At 56.2% G+C, this 19,136-nt stretch carries 18 protein-coding genes; 4 read left to right on the top strand and 14 right to left on the bottom strand.

The window, feature by feature from the left end; genetic code table 11:
* Window positions 1-168 precede the first annotated feature (168 nt).
* Entirely contained in the window at window positions 169-1,083 is a 915-nt protein-coding gene (locus hmeg3_RS04795; protein ID WP_094562728.1) for a DMT family transporter, read from the top strand.
* An 8-nt stretch (window positions 1,084-1,091) separates the two neighbouring features.
* The gene (locus tag hmeg3_RS04790) at window positions 1,092-1,952 is read left to right on the top strand and encodes a sulfurtransferase (RefSeq protein WP_094562727.1); all 861 of its coding nucleotides are present in this window, start codon (window positions 1,092-1,094) and stop codon (window positions 1,950-1,952) included.
* Between the two features lie 15 nt (window positions 1,953-1,967).
* Here the strand turns inward: hmeg3_RS04790 and hmeg3_RS04785 are convergent, their stop codons facing one another.
* The 8 genes from hmeg3_RS04785 to hmeg3_RS04750 form a co-directional block, all read right to left on the bottom strand.
* Complete coding sequence (locus hmeg3_RS04785; protein WP_094562726.1) at window positions 1,968-2,894, bottom strand: LysR family transcriptional regulator; 927 nt, start codon at window positions 2,892-2,894, stop codon at window positions 1,968-1,970.
* A gap of 284 nt (window positions 2,895-3,178) precedes the next feature.
* Window positions 3,179-3,973 carry a ZIP family metal transporter gene (locus tag hmeg3_RS04780; RefSeq protein ID WP_094562725.1) on the bottom strand — a complete coding sequence of 265 codons (795 nt, stop codon included), beginning with the start codon at window positions 3,971-3,973 and terminating at the stop codon, window positions 3,179-3,181.
* A gap of 94 nt (window positions 3,974-4,067) precedes the next feature.
* Window positions 4,068-8,810 (bottom strand): Hpt domain-containing protein, encoded by a 4,743-nt coding sequence (locus tag hmeg3_RS04775; protein WP_198361785.1) that lies wholly within the window; start codon window positions 8,808-8,810, stop codon window positions 4,068-4,070.
* 130 nt (window positions 8,811-8,940) lie between these two features.
* Complete coding sequence (locus tag hmeg3_RS04770) at window positions 8,941-11,154, bottom strand: methyl-accepting chemotaxis protein (protein ID WP_094562723.1); 2,214 nt, start codon at window positions 11,152-11,154, stop codon at window positions 8,941-8,943.
* A 79-nt stretch (window positions 11,155-11,233) separates the two neighbouring features.
* Window positions 11,234-11,788, bottom strand: a complete 555-nt coding sequence (locus hmeg3_RS04765; protein ID WP_094562722.1) for a chemotaxis protein CheW — start codon at window positions 11,786-11,788, stop codon at window positions 11,234-11,236.
* A 39-nt stretch (window positions 11,789-11,827) separates the two neighbouring features.
* Window positions 11,828-12,196, bottom strand: coding sequence for a response regulator (locus hmeg3_RS04760; protein WP_094562721.1), 369 nt, complete (start codon window positions 12,194-12,196; stop codon window positions 11,828-11,830).
* Between the two features lie 34 nt (window positions 12,197-12,230).
* Window positions 12,231-12,641, bottom strand: a complete 411-nt coding sequence (locus hmeg3_RS04755; RefSeq protein ID WP_094562720.1) for a PleD family two-component system response regulator — start codon at window positions 12,639-12,641, stop codon at window positions 12,231-12,233.
* Between the two features lie 161 nt (window positions 12,642-12,802).
* Window positions 12,803-12,955, bottom strand: coding sequence for a rubredoxin (locus hmeg3_RS04750; RefSeq protein ID WP_034299925.1), 153 nt, complete (start codon window positions 12,953-12,955; stop codon window positions 12,803-12,805).
* A 95-nt stretch (window positions 12,956-13,050) separates the two neighbouring features.
* On the opposite strand from hmeg3_RS04750, the gene hmeg3_RS04745 reads away from it, so the two are divergent.
* Together hmeg3_RS04745 and hemL are read left to right on the top strand one after the other, a co-directional pair.
* Window positions 13,051-13,875 carry a hydroxymethylpyrimidine/phosphomethylpyrimidine kinase gene (locus hmeg3_RS04745; RefSeq protein ID WP_094562719.1) on the top strand — a complete coding sequence of 275 codons (825 nt, stop codon included), beginning with the start codon at window positions 13,051-13,053 and terminating at the stop codon, window positions 13,873-13,875.
* A gap of 33 nt (window positions 13,876-13,908) precedes the next feature.
* The gene (gene hemL / locus hmeg3_RS04740) at window positions 13,909-15,207 is read left to right on the top strand and encodes a glutamate-1-semialdehyde 2,1-aminomutase (RefSeq protein ID WP_094562718.1); all 1,299 of its coding nucleotides are present in this window, start codon (window positions 13,909-13,911) and stop codon (window positions 15,205-15,207) included.
* A 106-nt stretch (window positions 15,208-15,313) separates the two neighbouring features.
* Here hemL and erpA read toward each other — a convergent pair whose 3' ends face one another.
* The 6 genes from erpA to rplM all read right to left on the bottom strand — a co-directional run bounded on the left by erpA (window position 15,314) and on the right by rplM (window position 19,016).
* On the bottom strand, window positions 15,314-15,679 hold the full coding sequence (gene erpA, locus hmeg3_RS04735) for an iron-sulfur cluster insertion protein ErpA (protein WP_007877914.1): 366 nt from the start codon (window positions 15,677-15,679) through the stop codon (window positions 15,314-15,316).
* Window positions 15,680-15,734: 55 nt separating this feature from the next.
* Entirely contained in the window at window positions 15,735-16,136 is a 402-nt protein-coding gene (locus tag hmeg3_RS04730; RefSeq protein WP_094562717.1) for a polymer-forming cytoskeletal protein, read from the bottom strand.
* A gap of 8 nt (window positions 16,137-16,144) precedes the next feature.
* Window positions 16,145-16,849: a DUF6776 family protein gene (locus hmeg3_RS04725; protein ID WP_094562715.1), complete on the bottom strand. Its 705-nt coding sequence runs from the start codon at window positions 16,847-16,849 to the stop codon at window positions 16,145-16,147.
* Window positions 16,850-16,872: 23 nt separating this feature from the next.
* Complete coding sequence (gene argC, locus hmeg3_RS04720; RefSeq protein ID WP_094562713.1) at window positions 16,873-17,910, bottom strand: N-acetyl-gamma-glutamyl-phosphate reductase; 1,038 nt, start codon at window positions 17,908-17,910, stop codon at window positions 16,873-16,875.
* Between the two features lie 275 nt (window positions 17,911-18,185).
* The gene (gene rpsI / locus hmeg3_RS04715; protein WP_016832800.1) at window positions 18,186-18,578 is read right to left on the bottom strand and encodes a 30S ribosomal protein S9; all 393 of its coding nucleotides are present in this window, start codon (window positions 18,576-18,578) and stop codon (window positions 18,186-18,188) included.
* A 9-nt stretch (window positions 18,579-18,587) separates the two neighbouring features.
* Window positions 18,588-19,016: a 50S ribosomal protein L13 gene (gene rplM / locus hmeg3_RS04710; protein WP_016832801.1), complete on the bottom strand. Its 429-nt coding sequence runs from the start codon at window positions 19,014-19,016 to the stop codon at window positions 18,588-18,590.
* Window positions 19,017-19,136 lie beyond the last annotated feature (120 nt).

Here is a 19,136-nt window from a genome sequence, read left to right as displayed (position 1 = left end):
GAAGATGCGATGGTCACGATGTAGTCTCACGACATTAACAACATTGGCAACATCCGCAGCTTCAGACGAATTCTGCATCACCTCCGACTAACGCAATATCCGAAGGCAGCGCCGGCACCAGCTCGCGCTGCCTGTTTTTTTGTCATCGTTTTTGAATAGAGTTCCGTCATGCAATCCCTCTGGATGCTTGTTGCTTCCTTCCTGTTTTCGATCATGGGCGTCTGCGTCAAGCTGGCCGGCGATCATTACTCCACCGCTGAAATCGTGCTCTGCCGCGGCATCGTCGGGGTCAGCTTCATCTACGTCCTGATCAGCATCAAGGGCGGCACGCTGAAGACTCCCTATCCGCGCGACCACATCATTCGCGGCGGCGTCGGCGTGATCTCGCTGTGGCTGTGGTTCTACTCCTTCAACCTGCTGCCGGTAGCGACCGCCACGACGCTGAATTACATGTCATCGATCTGGATTGCCGCGATGCTGTTCGGCGTGGCCTGGTGGCAGGGCAAGAAGCGCTTCGAATGGGGCCTGGCCGGTACGGTGGTGCTGAGCTTCATCGGTGTGGCGCTGCTGTTGCGCCCATCGATCAACTCGGATGAACTGCTCGGCGGCGTGATCGCCTTGTTCTCGGGCGTGTTGTCGGCGCTGGTCTACCTGCAGGTGCGCAAGCTCGGCCTGCTGGGCGAGCCGGAATATCGCGTGGTCTTCTATTTTTCTTTCACTGGCTTGCTGGCCGGGATCGCCGGCAGCATCGCCACCGGTCGCGTACCGTTCTGGCATGCACACAGCCTCAAAGGCGTCGCGCTGATCCTCACTATCGGCCTGACTGCGACCATCGCGCAAATCGCCATGACGCGTGCCTATCGCCTCGGCAATACGCTGGTGACGGCCAATCTGCAGTACACCGGCATCGTGTTTGCCAGCATGTGGGGTATGCTGATCTGGAAAGACGCGCCGGGCTGGCTGGGTTTTGCCGGTATTGCCATCATTTTGATGAGCGGCATCGTCTCCACGTTCTACAATCAACGCTCGCAACAATCTTCCAAGAATCTGCCGGCGATCGATCCGATTGCCACTGAAGTTTAGGAAAAATCATGACCTACGCTACTCTCATTTCCGCCGCCGATCTCGCCGCCCATGCGAGTGACGACAACCTGCTGATCGTCGACTGCCGTCACGACCTGACCAATCCGGATGCCGGCCTCGATGCCTATCGTGCCGGTCACATCCCGAACGCGCGCTTTGCCCATCTGGATCAGATCCTGTCCGGCGCCAAAACCGGCAGCGATGGCAAGTTCAAGGGCCGCCATCCGCTGCCGGAACGTCAGGATTTCGTCGACGCCATGCGCGTCATCGGCGTCAACGCGAACACGCAAGTAGTTGCTTACGACGCACAAGGCGGCATGTATGCAGCACGTTTGTGGTGGCTGCTGCGCTGGGTCGGCCATGTGCAAGTCGCCGTGCTGGACGGCGGTTTGCAAGCCTGGCAGGCACAAGGCGGCGCAGTGACGACGGAGATGCCGGTGGCCACGCGCGGCGACTTGCAGGAAGAGTCTTCCCTGGTCACCAGCATTGACGCCGAAGGTGTGCTCGACAATATCGACAGCAAGGCCATGACCGTGGTGGACGCACGCGCAGCAGATCGCTATCGCGGCGAGAACGAAACGCTGGACGCCGTTGGCGGCCATATCCCGGGCGCGAAGAATCGCTTCTTCAAGGACAACCTCGCCCCCGACGGCAGCTTCAAATCGCCGGAAACACTGCGCGCCGAATGGAATGCCGTGATCGACAATCCGCAAACTGCCATCATGCAATGCGGCTCGGGCGTTACCGCCTGCCACAACTTGCTGGCACTGGAAGTCGCCGGTTTGCCCGGTGCAAAACTGTATCCCGGTTCGTGGAGTGAGTGGAGTTCTGATTCGACGCGTCCGGTTGCTACCGGTCCGCAGCCCTGACAGCAGGGGAGAAGTCTACGTCGATGTCGTCAGGTTTGGCGACGTCGACGGCTTGGCAATCGCCGCAATGAAAGCCTGCACGAACTGATCGACCATCACCGAAGCCCCGCGCCGATGCATCAGCACCACGGCGGATTGAAAATCCTCTTCCTTCAGATCGATAAAATGTACGCCGGAGACCGCAATGGCGCGCATGCTGTCAGGCACGATGGCAATGCCGAAGTTGGCATTGACCAGACTCAGCAGCGACGCCTTGCGTGAAGTGGCGCGTGCCGGTTTTGGAAAAAAGCCGTGCGCAATGCAACGCTCCGCCACCAGATAACTCAGCCCGCCGCGATCGCGATGCGGCGTCGATACGAACAACTCGTCACGTAATGCGGCAATGTCGATGACACTGTGCTGCGCCAGCGGATGCTGCAACGAAACCGCAACGACCAGTTTCTCCTGAAACAAGGTGACGGTTTCCAGATGCGGATGCTTGCGCAGGATGGGAATGCGCGCGAGCCCGAGGTCGGCGCGCCCTTCTTCGATCTCCAGCGCCTGATGTTCCGACGAGGCTTGCGAAATCTCCAGCGTGACACCTGGGAACCCTTCCAATACGCTATTCAGACACGGCCCCAGCGGCGGCGACAGCGGCACCGAACTGGAGTGCAGCAGGCGGATCGCACCCCGCTCGCCCTTGTCGATGTAGCGCGCCTGCGAAATGGCGTGCTCCAAGTCTTCCAGAATCTTGCGGGCCTTGTCGTAGAACTCCTGCCCGGCCAATGTCAGCTCGACCTGCTTGGCATCTCGCCGCAACAGCACGACGTCCATGTCCGACTCCAGCTCCTTGATCTGCCGGCTCAACGCCGATTGCGCGATGTACAAGCGCTCGGAAGCCCGCGTGTAGCTTCCGGCAGCGACTATCTCGACAAAGTATCTGAGCTGTTTGAATGAAATCATCGTGCCCGCATTGTGAACCGATACTGCCCCTGCCGCTATGCCGTTTTGAGATAACAGCACGGCGCATTTGATATTGGCGCGGACAGTGTCGGCAGGACTACAGTAACGGCACGCCATCCCCGGCAACAGCTTAGAAAAAAGACAAGAAAGGGACTATCGTGTTTGAAACGCTACTTATTACGCTCGGCTTCTTCGGCCTGGTCATCAGCGTTGTCATCAAGCTGATGTGCCGTCCCATCAAACCCCGACCGGATCGCGCCGCCGGACGCTAGCCCTCGGCAATCTCAATGCGCGTGAGCATGGCTGGTCAGCACCAGCACAATCGCGACACCAAGTGCGATCAGGATGACTTGCGGAATGGTTTCGCGCAGCGTCGCGCGACGTTGCATTTGTGGCATCAGATCGCTGACGGCAATGTAGATGAAACCGGAGGAGGCGAACACCAGCACGTAAGGAATCCATTCCATGCCGCGCTCCAGCATGAAGTAGCCCAAGACGCCGCCGAGCACCGCCATCAGGCTGCAGATCAGGTTATAGACATAGGCACGGGTGCGCGAAAAACCGGCGTTGAGCAGCACGATGAAGTCGCCGATTTCCTGCGGGATTTCGTGCGCGATGATGGCCAGGCCAGTCACCAGTCCAAGATGTGGATCTGCCAGAAAAGCCGCCGCAATCAAAATACCGTCGGTGAAGTTATGCAAGCCGTCACCAACCAGAATCATCCAGCCGGCCTTGCCCGCTTCACGCTTGTCATGGCCCTGATGATGGCCGTGACCATCTTCTTCATGGTGGTGCGAATGCCGCAGGATCGATAATTTTTCCAGCAAGAAAAACGCCAGCAGGCCACCCAGCAACAAGGCAAACAGCTTGTGCGGCTCAGCAGAGGACTCGAACGCTTCCGGCAAGGCATGCAGCAACGATGTCGATAGCATGATGCCGACCGACAGACTGACCAGGCGCTCGACCATCTTCGACAGCAGGGCAAACGAAAAAATCGCCGCAGCCGTAATGCTGAATACCCCGGCAATCACCGTGGCAAGCAGGATGGAAACAAGTGTGGAATTAATTTGTAGCCCCAATCGTCAGAGGTCGCAGCAGTCTAAACAGTCTATGCAGCAGGTGATCACAGGAAGTGGCAGATTAGACCATAGCTGATTTTTTTCGGCAAATCGGTCAATCCGGCGCAGGCAAGGCATCTTCTTGTGACGATGCCGTACCGACGGGTGGCGAAATGACGGGCATCTCATCCGATGGCACCCCGGACGGCTTAAACAACACCTCGTCAATATCGTGTGCTGGTAACTGCTTGCCTTGTTCGCCGGTCAGGCGGCCGATCATTTTCAGCAATACATCATCCTGATACGGCTTACCCAGATATTCGTTGACGCCAAGTTCCATCGCGCGCTCGCGATGTTTCGCGGCGGTACGCGAAGTAATCATGATGATAGGCAGCGTGGCCGTGCCGCTCATGTCACGAATATTGCGCGTCAGATCGAACCCGTCCATGCGCGGCATTTCGATATCGACCAGCGCGATGTCAGGACGAACACTCTGCAACTGATGCAAGGCATCGACGCCATCGGTCGCCAACACGACGTGGTATCCCTCGCGCGTCAGGAGACGTTGCATGACGCGCCTGACCGTCAGGGAATCGTCGACCACCAGGATCGTCTTCTTGCCATTGCCCTTCTCTATCAAAGCAGGCTCAACCTGGCGCAAGACTTTCTGGTAACCGTGGCGCTGCGCCAGCTGGATAGGATTGAGGATCAGCGCAATGCTGCCGCTCCCCAGCACGGTGGCGCCCACTACACCCACCATATGCGCCAGCTGCGGGCCGATATTCTTGGTGACGACTTCACGATTGCCGATAATGCGATCGACCAGAATGGCCAGAAAATCGTGGCCGCTTTTGACCACCAGGATCGACAAGGTCTGCTGCGCCGGTACGCCCTTGTCTTCACCCAATAAGACAGGCAGATAGTGCATGGGTAACTTGCGCCCCTGCCACTCAAGGCTGCCGTCACGAAATACCTCCGCTTGCCTGTCGGCTTTCAGCTGCAAGACTTGCTCGACCAGAAGCGATGGAACCGCATAAGTCTGATCTCCCAATTCCAGCAACACTACTTGCGTGACCGCCAGCGATAAAGGTAAATGAATGATGAAAGTCGCACCTCGCCCGGCGACCGTATCGATACTGATGCGCCCGCCCAATGACGCCACCTCGGAACGCACCACATCCATGCCGACACCACGCCCGGCAATCGCCGTCACGTCGGCGCTGGTGGTAAAGCCGGGTTGGAAGATGAGCCCCTTCAGCTCGACATCCGACCATTGCCGGTCAACGTCGATCAGACCGAGGCGGAGTGCCTTTTCGTGTATGCGTGCGAGATCAAGCCCCTGTCCGTCATCAGACAGGCGGATCATGACTTCGTAACCCTCTTGCTTTACGTGCAGCGATAATTTCCCAATAGCCGGCTTGCCGGCATTGCGGCGCTGATCGGCGGTTTCGATACCGTGGGCAGCGGCGTTTCTTAGCAAATGTTCGAAAGGGCCGACCATCTTTTCGAGGATGCTGCGATCCAGCTCGACCGTGCTTCCCTGAATCTCCAGCTCAAGCTCCCTGCCGGTTTCCTTGGCCATCTGGCGCACCAGCCGATGCAAACGTTCTTCCACACCGCGAAACTGCACCATGCGCGCTTGCATCAGCTCTTGCTGCATTTCTCGCGTGAGCCTGGCTTGCTGCGTGAGGCTGTTTTGTGTGTGATCGACGGTCTCCAGAAGATTTTTTTGCAGGGAGGCGACGTCGTTGACGCTCTCCGCCAGCATGCGCGTCATTTCCTGCAGATGGGTAAACCGGTCGAATTCCAGCGGGTCGAAATGCTGGTTCTGCGGCAGTCTTTGATTGGAAGCAGCGATCTGGATCTCGGCCTGAATTTCCAGCTCACGCAACTGCGTCGTGAGGCGCGAAACGTTGCCGCCTAAATCGGCCAGATGCCTGCGCAGCACATTCACTTCGGACTCCAGCCCTGACCTCGATATTGAAATCTCACCAGCCTGATTCAGCAGATTGTCCAGGATGCCGGCGCGGATGCGCACCAGCGGCGCAGCATTGACGTTTTTGCCGGCATCCGCCTCGGCGGTCGTTCCACCCCCTGCTTCCATACCAGGCATGCCGATACGCGATCCCGCCATCACCGGCGGCTGTTCGCTGGAAACAAGCAATGGAGGTAAGGAGGGCGGCAACGTTGAAGGCGGTTCCTGAAGCGCCTCAAACAACTGCAGGCCGTAATCGTAACGTGCCAGCAAATCGTCAATCCGCACACTGGATGACACGCCGTCGCGCACCATCTCGTCGATGCTGGTTTCGAGTTCATGCATGTGCTGTCCGAGGCGCATTGCACCGGCCATACGCGCACTGCCTTTAATGGTATGCAGTGGACGCAGGAGATATTGAATCAAGCGGCGATCGTCCGGCGTTTTTTGCAATTGGTGCAAGCTCTCGCCGATTTGCGGCAAGAGATCACGCCCTTCTTCCAAAAAAATCTCAAGTAGCTCAGGATCGATGAGATCGATACACTCCTCATCAAACGAGTCCAGGTCAAAGCGACCTGCTTCCGGCTCAGGAACTGTCTTACCGCCCTCTCTATGCAACACTTCTTGCTCGTCTGCTGACACCTCTTCTCTACGCGCTTTCAGCGTGTCCAGCAGGGATGAAAGTTGCTGCTGCAAATCCTCTCGCGCAGGTGGCATCTGACGGGACGCGAACAGTTGTTGCATGAATTGCAGTTGCCGCACGATCAGCAAAAGAAAGCGGCAGACATCGGCGTCCAGCACAGCAGGCGAATGCTCGATAAACTGCATCACGTCGTCGAGGGCATGCCCCAGCGTTTTTAGCGGTACAAATTGCACCGATGCCGAGCTGCTCTTAAGTGAATGCGTCGCACGCAGCACTTCCGAATCAACTTCCTCGGGCAATGCCCGCTGCCACTGTTCAAGATGGGACGCGATGACAGCGAGCAGATTTGCCGACTCATCGCAGTAGATCTGGTGCAATTGTACGGAGATTTCCATGTCGCCGACGCGAATGGACTCCTCTGCATCTTGCAAGGCAGGCGAGATACTTTGTTCTGTCTTCAGCGCATTACCTGGCGCATCGGCATTTCCTTCTTGTCTGGCGCGCTCTACCGCAGCGATGATTGCATCGGGACGCCGCCGGGATTTTCCATGCTGGCGAATCTCATCGGCCCAGATGGCGACTTCACGCATGGCGTAATCCAGCAGCGTATAGCGTGTGTCGGTTCCCGGTGAGGCTTCCGCCAGCCAGTCGTTCAAAAAACCTTCCACCGCCATGGCGCCCTCACTCATCGCATGCAGCCCGACCATGCGACCGCTTCCCTTGAGCGTGTGAAAACATCGCCGCAAGACTGTGACATGCGCTATGTCTTCACGCGCACCGCGGGAAACAGCCAATGCCTTCTCCATCGTGGTGAGAATGTCATCGGCTTCGATGAGAAAAATCTCCAGTAATTCTGGATCGGAATCTTCCTCAGCAGGTTCTTCTGCTCCTGCATTCTCGATCTCGATATCGGTCGAGATTGCGCCCTCGGCTTGCTTGCTCTCTTCGGCCTGTTCAGGCAGCTCAAACTGCTCAAGTAATTCTGGATTTTCGATCCCGCCGTCGACGGACTCTTCATGCCTGCGGCGATAGAGAGTAGGTAAAGTATTCTGCGAAAGAGATAACGACAAACTCAATGCGGCGAGGTGATGAATGGCATTTTTGAGCGCGGCAGATTCCACAGTCAACACTTCGCCTGCTTCAACCGCCCTTTCGAGGCTAAGGGCATCGGCGCGCAGCAGCTTTGCCGATGCATCAAATTTCAGGCGCTCCGCAACGACAGCAAACTCGCGGATGGCGTGCGCAATTTCTGACAAGTTGCAATCGCCGTCGACGCTATTCTCAATTGAGGATTCCAGCCGCGCCAATGCCGTCACCAGTTCTGCAGATCCAGCTTCACGGAGATCTTGAGCAGATGAAGCGGCGTCTATCGTTTCAGACACCGTATCGAAAGGCTGTTGGTAGTCGCGCTGATGCAAATCAGGCAAGCCATTGGCTTGCTTGAACGCTCGCGCCTTATCGTTCGATGCCGGCGCCAGAGCAATGAAAAACAGGCCTTCACGCAACAACCGTGTGTCACCTTCGCAAGTGCCGCTTACAAGACGACGCAACTGCAAGTTGACTTGCCCGAGAAATTTTTTCGCATATTGATCGACGTCGACCTCACCAACGGCGAACAAGCCGATGGCGACATCGATGACACGCCAAAAATTTATATGCGGCGAGACGATCGGCATGCAGACTATTTGCTGGGAAATTTCTGCCATGCGTTGCAGAAAATGGGCGCTCACATCCGTTTCCGTTGCTCGCTGATAGTTCAGCAACGCCCCCTCGAATTCGCTTCGACATGCAGACGGGGTCACGCCAGATGACGCGACTGGCGCCACCCCATCTGGTGGAAATTGCAGTTCGTTTTCGTTGAAATGATCCGGCAAAGCCAGATCCATCGGATGGATCTTCTCCTGATTGCTTGCGGCGAGTACAGCCTTATAGACATCGAATAGCTGCAAGGGACGCGGTTTCGATACCTGCCCCAGTGCATCCAGATAATGCAGCAGAGAGAAGAACGCCCGCTTTGCAGCCGCCACTGTTTTTAAACGAAAATCATCTTCATGCTCACCATCAAGCATCTGTCCGATGGCAGTAACAAAAGCTGCCAGTGCCGGCTCTTCGATGAAGGTCAACGCCCTGACGATGGTTTGCATGACTGCACAGATTCGGCTGATGTCTTCCGTTGTATTGGCGTCGTCCAACGCAGCGCAAACCTCAGCGACCATCTCTCGCAGACCTGGGGCAAGCAAGATTATTGCGGCGGCCGCTGAGGAAACAGCAGCGCCATCACCCGGTTCCATAGAAAAAGGCTCCAGGCTGTACGGGTCGGGATACAAGACGGTATCTGACATCGGGAAAGTTGACATCGCGGCCACGATGTCAGGAAATCGTTACCCGGAAACGAGACACCGAATTTTTAAGCAATTCCGCGAGATCGTGCAGTTCGTTAAAGAGTGAGATCACTTCTTCGCGACGCTCTTCAATACTTTCATTCTCGCTGAGGATGTTTTGAATATTTTGCGCCACGCTGTTGGCCGAGATCGCCTGGTTGCCGGTCGAAGAGGAAATATCCTGAATCAATTCCGCCAGTTGATTGGAAACGCGCCGGATATCCGACAGCGAAGCGCCTGCCGCATCGGATAGCTTGGTTCCCTCAACCACGCCGGCCGTCGATTTCTCCATTGCGGCGACGGCATCATGTGTGTCTGCCTGAATCATCCGAACCAGTGCACCGATCTGGCGGGTCGCGGCGCTGGAGCGTTCCGCCAGCCGCTGGACCTCTTCCGCGACGACAGAAAATCCGCGTCCCGCCTCCCCCGCCGATGCTGCCTGGATAGCTGCATTGAGCGCCAGCACATTGGTTTGTTCGGTAATGTCGGAAATCAACTCCGTGATCTCGCCGATTTCTTGTGAAGACTCGCCCAGACGTTTGATGCGCTTCGATGTTTCCTGAATCTGTTCGCGAATTTCATTCATGCCCTTGACGGCGTCTTCCACTGCTTTGGCGCCACGCTCGGCCACAACCACGGAATGCCGTGCGACATCAGCGGATTTGTTCGCCGAGATCGAGACATCGGTGATCTGAATCGACATTTCCAGCATGGACTGTCCGGTTTCTAGAATCCGACGCGCCTGTGTCTGGCCCGCGGTGGTGAGTTCGTCGGCATTGTTGCGTACTTGATTGGAAGCCGCCGCAACTTGGGATGCGGTGCGCGTAACCTGACCGACCAGTCCACGCAAAGCCTCAACGGTGTAGTTGACGGAATCGGCAATGGCGCCGGTAATGTCTTCCGACACAGTCGTGTGTACCGTCAGGTCGCCGTCCGCGACTTTTTGCAGTTCATTCATCAAGCGCAAAATCGCCGCCTGATTGATGGCATTGGTGCGCATGGCGCGCTCTTCCTGCTGCTGTGCGTGCAGTCGCTGCGCCTCGGCTTCCTGACGGCGCAATTCGGCTTCTTCGGCGTTACGCCGGCTGCTCTGCAATTGCACCCAGGCGATACCGACCCCGCAAATCAAGGCAGTCGCCATGGACAGCAGCATGATCCAGAAAGTCCATGAGCGCGTTTCTTGCGCCCGCCGGTAGTCGTTCTGTAATACGGTAAGGCGCTGCTTGAGCGTTTCATTCTCAAGAAAAACCAGTTGCTCGGATTGTTTGGCGGCGATGAAATTTTGCAGATTGCCTAGAATATTGGCGACCAGCGGCTGATATTCGCCGAATACCTTTTCCAACTCGGCTAACTTGTCGCGCAAATCCTTGTCACGCACCGGGCTCAAGCCAAGAATCTCGCTACCGTTCATAAAGCCATCGATGATGTCGTGAAAGGTGTTGACATCTTTGCCCAGCAAAAAGGCGGTCTCCGGATTGACTCCTTCCGAGGTCAGGAACTCATTGGCGCTGCGCCCAAGCCGTAAGGTCAACAGCACCAGTTGCCCTGCAGCGGCAACCTCGCGTGGAGCATTGCCGTTTTGCGATTGCAGCATGGAAATCTGCTCGCTCAGGTCGAGCAGATTAGGGGACAACAAACGCAAGCGCGCCAGAGTGACGCCAAATCCGGTAAGTTCAGGCTGCAGCTTGAGTATGGTGAGGGCCGCCTTATCGGTGTGATCCCATATTTTTTGCACATCGGTCAACGCCACGCGCATCTCCGGCTCTGGTCTGCGGATGGTGTATCCCTGATACTCGCCGCCCAGCAGCAGCACGCTCATTCCCTGATTGAATTCCCTGCGGCTTTCGCTGAGTTGGTTGAAAGCTTCACGATTGCCCTGAATGGCGTTGGGCACGGCCTTGCCGATACGTTGCGAATGCATCACCAGATCACTGGTGATGTGCGCCTGAAGACTGGCGTGAATATAGTGCTTGGAACCCAGCCACAGAAAGAAGAACATCGAGATCAGTGCAAAGATCAGCAGCATCAGCAAGATGCGTGTTTGCGCGCGCAGCGACTGCCGTCCGATAAAAGGCAGGCGCGTATGCTGATAACGCTGCATGTACTTTTCGGCTTTGGAACTGACGGCCGTTGCCACGCTTGCCGGCTTCTCTGTCGCTGCGGTCGTTTTATTTTTTGATAACTGCGGCAACTTGAATGCCATAACTGAGACTCCTTATTACCTGCTCGCACCGGCAGGCGGGATACAACATGGTCTTACCAGGTCGCCTGACAGAACTGGCCTACAACCCGACCTGCAAAAACCGCGCATCGCCGATGACGGCGGCCAGACTGATCTCCACCCACTCCTGCTGGTCACGATCGAGATAACGCTTGCCCGAGATGATTTCTGCCGCATCGCCCGCGTCTTCCTTCAGGGTCATTTCCTGAATATGACGCAGACCCAGTACCTGCGACACCATCAGCGCGCTGGTGCCGGACAAGGCTGCTGAGACGACAATGACGCGACTCTCCTTACCCGGCACCTGTTGCGCGCCCCCGAGGAAGCGCTGCAGATCGACCACGCCGACCAGATTGCCCCGTACATTGGCAAGCCCCAGATACCAATCCTTGGTCAACGGTACTTTAGTCACCGGCATGAGCCTCGTTATCTCGCTTGCCTCGCGCGGATCCAGTAAACAATACAACTCTCCGACGACAACGCCCAAACGGCTGTCGCGCATGCCGGAGCCATCACGCGCGGCTTCCATCCGCTCCAGCAAACGCGCCTGAAATTCCCGCAACCGGCTGCTTTTCCACTGTACCTGCGGCACATTCGCTGCTTCATTCTGTGTCATCGCGTCTTCCCTCACTCTTTCGACGGGCCATCGGCTGGCTTATCCCGCTATCGCACCGATCTTTGCCATCAGGTCGTCCGCGTTGACCGGCTTGACAATATAGTCGCGAGCTCCTTGGCTCAACGCCCAGATGCGATCCGTCTCCTGCGCCTTGATGCTGCAGATCATTACGGGAATATGGTTCAGATCAGGATCACGCGCAATCTGACGCGTGATCTGAAAACCGTTTTTCCCAGGCATGACGATATCCATCAAAATCAAATGAGGTTCGAACAAACGTATCTTGTTGAGCGCCACATCCCCATCCTCCGCAGTCTCGACCTCAAATCCTTTTTTTTTCAGGATATCCACCAACAGGTATCGATCCGTTGGTGAGTCGTCGACGACGAGTATTTTCTTTATTTTCATTGAGCCCTTGCTCCATACTTGAGAAATACGCTGGTCAGGACTCGACAACGATGCTACGCCTTTCCGCATAAGTATTAACGGCCTCCAGCAGACCTTCTTCCGAAAACGGCTTCGTCATGAACGCGGCTGCACCCACGATTGTTGCTCGTGCGCGGTCAAACAGACCGTCCTTGGACGACAGCATAATGACTGGAGTTGCATGAAATCTTGCATTTTTTTTAACTAATGCACAAGTCTGATAGCCACTCAGCCGCGGCATAAGAACATCGCAAAAGATCAGGTCGGGATTGTTTTCGGAGATTATCGCGAGCGCATCGAGGCCATCCACGGCACAAAAAACGCGATGACCGGCCTGCCTCAGAAAGATGTCGGCTGAGCGCCGGATGGTGTAGCTATCGTCAATGACAAGAATATTCAGAGAAGCCTGCGCTGCAATCTCAGACATTGCATTCCCTCCGGGTGCCGCCCGATCGGGCCTGTCAGCCGACTATAGCAAAATGAACACGTGCCCATGAATGGAACAGGCCTGCCTTCCCCCCTTATTTGGAGGAACAGCAGGCCTGCGATGCGGCGACACGAGTCTGACGCCGGATGATTTTTTCCGCTTTAGAGCGCGACCATCTCGAAATCTTCTTTGCGGGCACCGCATTCAGGGCAGGTCCAGTTGATTGGCACATCTTCCCAGCGCGTGCCGGGAGCAATACCTTCATCCGGCAAGCCGGCCTCTTCGTCGTAGATCCAACCACAGATCAGGCACATCCAGGTCTTAAATTCTGTTTTGCTATCGCTCACGGCTGACTATCCCTCAAATCAATCAAGTAAAATGGTAAACCAGATATCTTAATCTACTCGTCGTGCAAAACCAAACTTCTCCTCTGATATTAACTTTTGGCGCAGCCGACCCTGTCGGGGCAACCGGCATCCAGGCCGACCTCGCCACCTTTGCCGCCATGGGCTGCCACGGCTTGTCCATCATCACATCCCTGCTGGTCAGCGATACGGCGCGTATCGAGGACATTCAGATCATCGACGTCGACTGGATGGCCGATCAGGCACGGGTCATTCTTGAAGACATGCCGGTCGCCGCATTCAAGGTCGGCGCGGTCGGCAGCATTGAGAATATTTCTGCGATTGCAGAGATTGTCTCGGATTACCCCGATATCCCGCTGATTCTGGATCCTTTTATTACTGCCATGCCCTCGCAGGACGGCGATGACGACGATAATCTGATCGCCATCCGTGAGTTGCTGATCCCGCAAACCACGCTGATGCTGGCTTCTGCAGTGGAACTGAACCGCCTGGCGGAAACCTGGCGCGAGCCGGTGCCGGGCGATGCGCTGCAGCTCGATGCCACGCGCATCGTCGAAATGGGTTGCGAATATCTCTTCGTGACCGGCATGCCCGGCGAGATGCATGAAGTCGTCAATGCGCTGTTCGACGATACCGGCATTATCCGCCGCGACAGCTGGCAACGCCTGCCGGGATCGTTTACGGGCGCGGGCACGACCTTGTCTGCCGCCATCTGCGCCATGCTGGCCAATGGACTGGAAATCCCGGAAGCCGTTTCCGAAGCCCAGGAATTTACCCTTGCCGCTCTTGCCCACGCACAACGCCTGGGCATGGGAAAACTGATTCCCGACCGCTATTTCTGGGCCCGTGAATCAGACGAAACCAATTGAACTGACTGAACCGACCACTCCTCACATTTCCGTATGAACCAGAAAAGCTCCGGCACCACCAACGAATCCCTGTTCGCCCGCGCTCAGCAGACCACACCCGGCGGCGTCAACTCTCCGGTGCGCGCCTTCCGCTCCGTCGGCGGCACACCGCGCTTCATCACCAAGGCTCTGGGCCCGTATTTCTGGGATGCAGAAGACCGTCGTTATATCGACTACATCGGCTCGTGGGGCCCGGCAATTGTCGGCCATGCCCATCCTAAAGTCGTCCAGGCGGTACAGGAAGCCGCAGCGCGCGGACTGAGTTTCGGCGCGCCGACCGAGGGCGAAATCGAGATGGCCGAAGAGATTTGCAAACTGGTGCCGTCGATTGAACAAGTCCGCCTGGTTTCCAGCGGCACCGAAGCGACCATGAGCGCCCTGCGACTGGCGCGCGGCGCGACCAAACGTGACAAGATCGTCAAGTTTGAAGGCTGCTATCACGGTCACGCGGATTCTCTGCTGGTGAAAGCCGGCAGCGGCTTGTTGACCTTCGGCAACCCGACCTCCTCAGGTGTGCCGGAAGATTTCGTCAAACATACGCTTGTGCTGGATTACAACAACACGCAACAGCTGGAAGATGCCTTCAAGGCAGCCGGCAACGAGATCGCCTGCGTGATAGTGGAGCCTGTTGCCGGCAACATGAACCTGGTGCGTGCGACGCCGGAATTCCTGCAAACCATGCGTCGTCTCTGTACAGAGTACGGCGCCATCCTGATTTTCGACGAAGTCATGTCCGGCTTCCGTGTGGCATTGGGCGGCGCCCAATCGCTCTACAACATCACTCCGGATCTGACTGCACTGGGCAAAGTGATCGGCGGTGGTTTGCCGGTTGCCGCCTTTGGCGGCCGCGCAGACATCATGAAGCATCTGGCGCCGCTCGGTGGCGTGTACCAGGCCGGAACCCTGTCCGGTAACCCGGTGACTGTTGCGGCAGGCCTGACGACGCTGCAGATCGTCCAGGAAGCCGATTTCTACAGCAAGCTGAGTGCACAGACGCGCAAGCTCACCGATGGCCTCTGCGAGGCTGCCAAGGCAGCTGACGTAGCGTTCTCGGCCGACACCGTGGGTGGCATGTTCGGCCTGTACTTTGCGCCGAGCGTACCAACCAGCTATGCTGAAGTCATGCAGGGTAACAAGGACAAGTTCAACGTGTTCTTTCACGCCATGCTGGACGCAGGCGTTTATCTGGCGCCATCGGCATTTGAAGCGGGCTTTGTTTCTGCTCAACACGATGATGCCGTGATTGAGGCAACGATTGCGGCTGCGCGTACGGCCTTCGCTGCGATCAAATAAGCCTGCAAAAATCCCGCAGTAAGCGCAGAAAATAAAAAAGGACGCCTGAGCGTCCTTTTTTACGTCTTAGGAGACTGGTACTTCTAAATCTGTACAGACTCGGCCATTAAGCCGAGAACGACGAACCGCAACCGCAAGTAGTTGTAGCGTTTGGATTCTTGATGACGAATTGCGCGCCTTCCAGATCGTCCTTGTAGTCGATCTCTGCGCCGACCAGATACTGATAGCTCATGGAGTCGATCAGCAGCTGCACGCCATTCTTGGTCATGGTCGTGTCGTCTTCGTTGACGATTTCATCAAAGGTGAAACCATACTGGAAGCCCGAGCAGCCACCACCTTGCACGAACACGCGCAGTTTCAGGTCTGGGTTACCCTCTTCTTCGATCAGTTGCGCAACCTTGGCTGCGGCGCTGTCGGAAAAGATCATCGGGGATGGAATCGAAGTTTCTGGAATTTCTGCAACGGCATTCATATTAAGCTCCTGCTAATCAGCGGACAATGGAGTGATTATAAGGCCAATGGAAGAATCATGCATCGCCGCCGGCCGAAGCCGCCAGCTTAAGTACAGGCACCTCTTCGGTCTGCCCGTGGCTGAGCTTGCCGGATACCAACGCGCCGCCATGCATTTCCAGAGCCTTGTAATAGACATCTCCAGTTATGCGGGCTTTTGGCTGTAATTCAAGGAGCTCGACCGAATGCACGTCACCGATGATTTCACCGTTGACAATCAGATGCACGGCGCGGATCTCGCCAACGATCTTGGCATGCTCGGAAATGACCAGCACGCTTGGCTGACCAGCTTCGGCGTTGATGTTGCCCTTGATGTGGCCGTCAATACGCAGGCCGCCCTTGAAATGGACGTCACCGTGGATACTGGTGGAAATGCCGATAAGGCTGTCGATGGTGCTTTTGGATTTACGTCCCAACATGATTCACCTCACAAATTCACGGATTGTTGAGCTCGCATCTGGCCTCTTTCGAGAACGCGAGCTTGAATCGCTTTGATGGTTGCACCTTCGGGAAGCGTTAAGACTCCGTCGACCCGTTGGTAGTACTTGAATGCGAGCTTGTAGCGCGCGAGATCCGTGGCGTTTTGCTCGGGGAAATTGATAATAACACTTTTGCCGCCCTGCAACACTGTTACGCTGAACTGCAAATTACCGACGAACTGCCGCCCTTTTTCGCCCTGAATGGCGAGTAACTGATAGCGCACCTGGTTCGGTGCAACAATCTCGGCTTTCAAACGCTGGATGGTGACGCCGTCCGCGCCGACATTGGTCGGGAGCAAGCTTTGGAAGAAAGAGAGATCTTCTTTCAGCTTAGCATTTTCCGCTTCCAGTGTCTTGATTTGCCCGGCCAGCTGCGCCTGCGCTGAACGCTCGATATTGAGCTGGCTTTCTGCCGCATTAGCCGTCGTCGAGAACTGATCGCGCTCGGCGTTGAGCTTCTTCACCTGCTCAGACAACGCTTCCACGTGGTCGCGCATACCATCCGGGTTCAACCCCGAGAAGTTATTGCGCCCCAGATCGTAAGCCCACATCGCCATCGCCCCGCCAACCGCGATCACGACCACCAGGATCAGCGCGCGCAGCGGCCACGGCATGTGGCGCTTGATGGTCATCTTCGGCGCAGAAATCGACATGCGCCGAACCCATAATTTATATTTCACGGTAGAACCGGGACATGCATCAGACCGGTGGTTTCTTCCAGTCCGAACATCAGGTTCATACATTGCACCGCCTGGCCGGATGCGCCCTTGACCAGATTGTCCTGCACCACCAGTACAACCACGGTGTCGCCATTGTCCGGACGATGCAAGGCGATGCGCAGCATGTTGGAAGCACGCGTGGTGCGTGTTTCCGGATGCGAACCGAACGGCATGACGTCCACGAACGGCTCGTCCTTGTATGCGTCTTCAAACAAGGCCTGCAATGCGGCATTGTCGATATCTTTAGTCAGGCGTGCATACAGCGTGGAATGCATGCCGCGAATCATCGGCACCAGATGCGGCGTGAACAGCAGGCCGACTTTGTCGTCGGTCAACTTGCCCAACTGCTCCAGGGTTTCCGGCGAATGGCGATGACCCGACACACCGTAGGCTTTGAAGTTATCCGATGCTTCCGAAAACAAGGTAGCGATTTCAGCCTTGCGACCGGCGCCGGAGACCCCCGATTTGCAGTCGGCGATGAGATGCGACGCATCGATCACGCCGGCCTTCAGCAGCGGTGCGTAACCGAGTTGCATGGTGGTCGGATAACAACCGGGATTGCCGATGAGACGTGCTTTCTTGATGTTTTCGCGATTGAGCTCAGGCAAGCCGTAAGCGGCTTCTTTCAGCAACTCAGGGCAGCTGTGCGGCATCTTGTACCACTTCTCGAACGCAGCGATGTCCTGCAGACGGAAATCCGCCGCCAGATCGATGACCTTGACGCCAGCTGCCAGCAGCTCCGGTGCCTGTGCCATCGCAACACCGTGGGGCGTAGCAAAGAAAACGACGTCGCACTCGGTCAGTTTGGCATTGTCAGGCGAGGAAAAAGCAATATCGACGCGACCACGCAGCGACGGGTACATTTCGGCAATCGGCATGCCATCTTCTTTACGCGATGTCACTGCCTGCAGTTGCACTTGCGGGTGCATGGCGAATATACGCAGCAACTCGACGCCTGTGTATCCTGTGCCGCCGACGATACCTACCTTGATCATGTTTTTCCTTGCTGAAAGAGCGTGCCCGAGAGCTTTTTATTTTAACAGGAGAATATTTCTGTCAGATTACCCGAAACGACCCCGATTCAAAGCGCGAATAAGGCCGAAAAATGACTTTGATACTGAAATGAGTTCCGAGCAGCCAAACCACCGGAAATGAACCGCGACACCAGATCGCGCTCATCAATATGCATAAAACCAGCTCGTAAAATGCAAAAAGCCGCCAAGCTTGTCGCTGGCGGCTTTTCGGTGTGCTGAAAAAGCACGCGTCGTGATTAACGCTTCGAGAATTGCTTTGCGCGACGAGCTTTGCGCAGACCAACCTTCTTACGTTCAACTTCACGAGCATCACGTGTAACGAAGCCTGCCTTGGACAGTTCTGGCTTCAGTGTTGCATCGTAGTCGATCAGAGCGCGGGTGATGCCGTGACGAACAGCACCAGCCTGGCCGGATTCACCGCCGCCGTGGACGTTGACCATGATGTCAAAACGCTCGACATTGCTGGTCAGTTCCAGAGGTTGACGAATCACCATCAGACCGGTTTCGCGCGAAAAGTATTCATTCGCTGGCTTGCCGTTGACGACGATCTTGCCCGAGCCGGACTTGATGAAAACACGAGCCACTGCACTCTTGCGACGGCCGGTTCCGTAATTGTAGTTACCGATCATGTCTATTCCTTAGAGTTCGAGTGCTTTAGGTTGCTGAGCAGCGTGCGGATGGTTGCCATCTGCATAAACCTTCAGCTTCTTGATCATCGCGTAGCCGAGCGGGCCCTTAGGCAGCATGCCCTTGACCGCTTTTTCCAGCGCGCGACCTGGAAAACGCTGTTGCATTTTCAGGAAATTGGTTTCGTAGATGCCGCCTGGGTAGCCGCTGTGACGGTAGTACGTCTTTTCAGTTGCTTTGGTGCCAGTGACACGCAGTTTGCCTGCATTGATCACAACGATGAAATCGCCGGTGTCAACGTGCGGAGTAAATTCTGGCTTGTGCTTGCCGCGCAGTCGGAGTGCCACTTCGCTGGCAACACGTCCGAGGACTTTGTCCGTCGCGTCAATCACCAACCACTCGCGCTTTACCTCGTGGGCTTTAGCGGAAAAGGTTTTCATGATGACTTCCTAATGTAAATAAATAAACGCTCAATTTGGCGGTTCTGCGACTACCGAAACGATGCTGATCCTATGCTTCGCGATGCTTCGTATTCGTCATACCAACGCAGACTCTTCCTT

The organism is Herbaspirillum sp. meg3 (assembly GCF_002257565.1).
In the GTDB taxonomy this organism is placed as follows: Bacteria; Pseudomonadota; Gammaproteobacteria; order Burkholderiales; family Burkholderiaceae_D; genus Herbaspirillum.
Note: the sequence above shows the minus strand (reverse complement) of the source record. Positions and strands in the feature narration are given on the sequence as shown.

What these genes read in the sequence shown, in the direction of transcription:
- hmeg3_RS04765 (WP_094562722.1), bottom strand. Translation starts at nt 11,788, where the DNA reads ATGACACAGAATGAAGCAGCGAATGTGCCGCAGGTACAGTGGAAAAGC.
- argC (WP_094562713.1), bottom strand. Translation starts at nt 17,910, where the DNA reads ATGATCAAGGTAGGTATCGTCGGCGGCACAGGATACACAGGCGTCGAG.
- rpsI (WP_016832800.1), bottom strand. Translation starts at nt 18,578, where the DNA reads ATGATCGGTAACTACAATTACGGAACCGGCCGTCGCAAGAGTGCAGTG.
- hmeg3_RS04750 (WP_034299925.1), bottom strand. Translation starts at nt 12,955, where the DNA reads ATGTGCCTGATCTGTGGTTGGATCTACGACGAAGAGGCCGGCTTGCCG.
- hmeg3_RS04785 (WP_094562726.1), bottom strand. Translation starts at nt 2,894, where the DNA reads ATGATTTCATTCAAACAGCTCAGATACTTTGTCGAGATAGTCGCTGCC.
- hmeg3_RS04730 (WP_094562717.1), bottom strand. Translation starts at nt 16,136, where the DNA reads ATGTTGGGACGTAAATCCAAAAGCACCATCGACAGCCTTATCGGCATT.
- hmeg3_RS04760 (WP_094562721.1), bottom strand. Translation starts at nt 12,196, where the DNA reads ATGAAAATAAAGAAAATACTCGTCGTCGACGACTCACCAACGGATCGA.
- rplM (WP_016832801.1), bottom strand. Translation starts at nt 19,016, where the DNA reads ATGAAAACCTTTTCCGCTAAAGCCCACGAGGTAAAGCGCGAGTGGTTG.
- hmeg3_RS04795 (WP_094562728.1), top strand. Translation starts at nt 169, where the DNA reads ATGCAATCCCTCTGGATGCTTGTTGCTTCCTTCCTGTTTTCGATCATG.
- hemL (WP_094562718.1), top strand. Translation starts at nt 13,909, where the DNA reads ATGAACCAGAAAAGCTCCGGCACCACCAACGAATCCCTGTTCGCCCGC.
- hmeg3_RS04755 (WP_094562720.1), bottom strand. Translation starts at nt 12,641, where the DNA reads ATGTCTGAGATTGCAGCGCAGGCTTCTCTGAATATTCTTGTCATTGAC.
- hmeg3_RS04770 (WP_094562723.1), bottom strand. Translation starts at nt 11,154, where the DNA reads ATGGCATTCAAGTTGCCGCAGTTATCAAAAAATAAAACGACCGCAGCG.
- erpA (WP_007877914.1), bottom strand. Translation starts at nt 15,679, where the DNA reads ATGAATGCCGTTGCAGAAATTCCAGAAACTTCGATTCCATCCCCGATG.
- hmeg3_RS04725 (WP_094562715.1), bottom strand. Translation starts at nt 16,849, where the DNA reads ATGTCGATTTCTGCGCCGAAGATGACCATCAAGCGCCACATGCCGTGG.
- hmeg3_RS04790 (WP_094562727.1), top strand. Translation starts at nt 1,092, where the DNA reads ATGACCTACGCTACTCTCATTTCCGCCGCCGATCTCGCCGCCCATGCG.